The sequence below is a fragment of the Fructilactobacillus sp. X2R1C1 genome, assembly GCF_059901435.1.
Genome location: NZ_JBWXUV010000007.1, coordinates 1 through 3,258, shown reverse-complemented (window position 1 = coordinate 3,258; position 3,258 = coordinate 1). Strand labels below are relative to the sequence as shown.

Sequence of the window (3,258 nt, the reverse complement as noted above, 5' to 3'; positions counted from 1 at the left end):
ACTTTGTTCTTTGAAAACTAGATAATATTATTTTCTGTATTAATTATATTTTAATTATAATTTTAACCGAGAAATAACCACTACGTTATTTGAGTTTTTTAAAATAGTTTAAATCGCAAATACTCAATAACTTACATCACGAAGTGATGCAGGTTAAGTTATTAAGGGCGCATGGTGAATGCCTTGGTACTAGGAGCCGATGAAGGACGGAACTAACACCGATATGCTTCGGGGAGCTGTACGTAAGCTTTGATCCGGAGATTTCCGAATGGGGAAACCCAATCATCTTAGTCGATGATTGCACGACAGTGAATTCATAGCTGCCGTGCGGTAGACGCGGGGAACTGAAACATCTAAGTACCCGCAGGAGTAGAAAAAAATTTCGATTCCCTCAGTAGCGGCGAGCGAACGGGGAACAGCCCAAACCGATCAGTTTACTGGTCGGGGTTGTAGGACTGAACATTTGAGTTACAAAAGAATCTGATAGTCGAATCAGTTGGGAAGCTGAGCCATAGATGGTGATAGCCCAGTAGACGAAATCAGGTTCCCTCAGTTCAGGATCCTGAGTACGGCGACACACGTGAAACGTCGTCGGAAGCCGGGAGGACCATCTCCCAAGGCTAAATACTACCTAGTGACCGATAGTGAACCAGTACCGTGAGGGAAAGGTGAAAAGCACCCCGGAAGGGGAGTGAAATAGTTCCTGCAACCATGTGCCTACAAGCAGTTAGAGCCCGTTTAAGGGTGATAGCGTGCCTCTTGTAGAATGAACCGGCGAGTTATAGTTGCATGCAAGGTTAAGTTGAAAAAGCGGAGCCGAAGCGAAAGCGAGTCTGAACAGGGCGTTGAAGTATGTTGCCATAGACCCGAAACCAGGTGATCTATCCATGTCCAGGATGAAAGTGCGGTAATACGCACCGGAGGTCCGAACCCGTGTACGTTGAAAAGTGCTGGGATGAGGTGTGGATAGCGGTGAAATTCCAAACGAACTTGGAGATAGCTGGTTCTCTCCGAAATAGCTTTAGGGTTAGCCTCGGAGTTTAGAATCATGGAGGTAGAGCCACTGTTTGGACAAGGGGTCCGTCTTGGATTACTAAGTTCAGATAAACTCCGAATACCATTGATTTATATCCGGGAGTCAGACGATGAGTGATAAGATCCATCGTCGAAAGGGGAACAGCCCAGACCGCCAGTTAAGGTCCCTAAATATATGCTAAGTGGAAAAGGCAGTGGAGTTGCATAGACAACTAGGATGTTGGCTCAGAAGCAGCCACCATTTAAAGAGTGCGTAATAGCTCACTAGTCGAGTGATTCTGCGCCGAAAATTTACCGGGGCTAAGCATATTACCGAGACTGCGGACGCGACTTTGTCGCGTGATAGGAGAGCGTTCTAAGGGCAACGAAGCTAGACCGTAAGGACTAGTGGAGCGCTTAGAAGTGAGAATGCCGGTATGAGTAGCGAAAAATCAGTGAGAATCTGATTCACCGAATGACTAAGGTTTCCTGGGGAAGGCTCGTCCACCCAGGGTTAGTCGGGACCTAAGTCGAGGCCGAGAGGCGTAGACGATGGATAACAGGTTGAGATTCCTGTACTAGTTATTAACGTTTGAGTGATGGAGGAACGCAGAAGGCTAAGTTGTGCATCCTGATGGAGATGGATGTTCAAGTCGTAAGTCAGGTCAAGAGAGAAATGCTTTTGATCGAGTTGACAAGCGACGATGAGGACCGAAATTATAGTAGGGAAGCAACTGATGTCACGCTGCCGAGAAAAGCTTCTAGCGAGTTAATAATTACCCGTACCGCAAACCGACACAGGTAGTCGAGGAGAGTATCCTCAGGTGAGCGAGAGAACTCTCGTTAAGGAACTCGGCAAAATGACCCCGTAACTTCGGAAGAAGGGGTGCTGTCCTAACGGACAGCCGCAGTGAAGAGGCCCAGACGACTGTTTATCAAAAACACAGGTTTCTGCAAAATCGTAAGATGACGTATAGGGGCTGACGCCTGCCCGGTGCTGGAAGGTTAAGTGGAAGAGTTAGCTTCGGCGAAGCTCCGAAATGAAGCCCCAGTAAACGGCGGCCGTAACTATAACGGTCCTAAGGTAGCGAAATTCCTTGTCGGGTAAGTTCCGACCCGCACGAAAGGCGTAACGATCTGGGCACTGTCTCAACGAGAGACTCGGTGAAATTAAGATACCTGTGAAGAAGCAGGTTACCCGCGACAGGACGGAAAGACCCCATGGAGCTTTACTGTAGCTTGATATTGGGTGTTTGCACAGCTTGTACAGGATAGGTAGGAGCCATTGAAACCGGAGCGCTAGCTTCGGCGGAGGCGTCATTGGGATACTACCCTTGCTATGTGAACACTCTAACCCTGAGCACTCAACGTGCTCGGAGACAGTGTCTGGTTGGCAGTTTGACTGGGGCGGTCGCCTCCTAAATAGTAACGGAGGCGCCCAAAGGTTCCCTCAGAATGGTTGGAAATCATTCAAAGAGTGTAAAGGCAGAAGGGAGCTTGACTGCGAGACATACAGGTCGAGCAGGGACGAAAGTCGGGCTTAGTGATCCGGTGGTACCATATGGAAGGGCCATCGCTCAACGGATAAAAGCTACCCTGGGGATAACAGGCTTATCTCCCCCAAGAGTTCACATCGACGGGGAGGTTTGGCACCTCGATGTCGGCTCATCGCATCCTGGGGCTGTAGTTGGTCCCAAGGGTTGGGCTGTTCGCCCATTAAAGCGGTACGCGAGCTGGGTTCAGAACGTCGTGAGACAGTTCGGTCCCTATCCGTCGCGGGCGCAGGAAATTTGAGAGGAGCTATCCCTAGTACGAGAGGACCGGGATGGACATACCGCTGGTGTACCAGTTGCGCCGCCAGGCGCACAGCTGGGTAGCTATGTATGGATGAGATAAACGCTGAAAGCATCTAAGTGTGAAACTCGCCTCGAGATGAGATTTCCCATTCCTTTATGGAAGTAAGACCCCTGAAAGATGATCAGGTAGATAGGTTAGAAGTGGAAGCGTAGTGATACGTGAAGCGGACTAATACTAATCGGTCGAGGACTTAACCAAGCAAAAAGAAGTGGAAGTTAATCGGGCAGAGAAGATATTATCTAGTTTTGAGAGAACGAAGTTCTTTCTAAGTGTGGTGGCGAAAGCCTGAAGGATACACCTGTTCCCATGCCGAACACAGAAGTTAAGCTTCAGCACGCCAAGAGTAGTTGGGGGATCGCCCCCTGCAAGGGTAGGACGTTGCCACGC

Annotated in this window: 2 rRNA genes; both read left to right on the top strand. The window is 49.1% G+C overall.

Annotation, left to right across the window (positions count from 1 at the left end):
* Positions 1–151: 151 nt before the first annotated feature.
* Positions 152–3,069 (top strand): 23S ribosomal RNA (locus AC6UDG_RS07195).
* A 72-nt stretch (positions 3,070–3,141) separates the two neighbouring features.
* A 5S ribosomal RNA gene (gene rrf / locus AC6UDG_RS07190) occupies positions 3,142–3,258 on the top strand.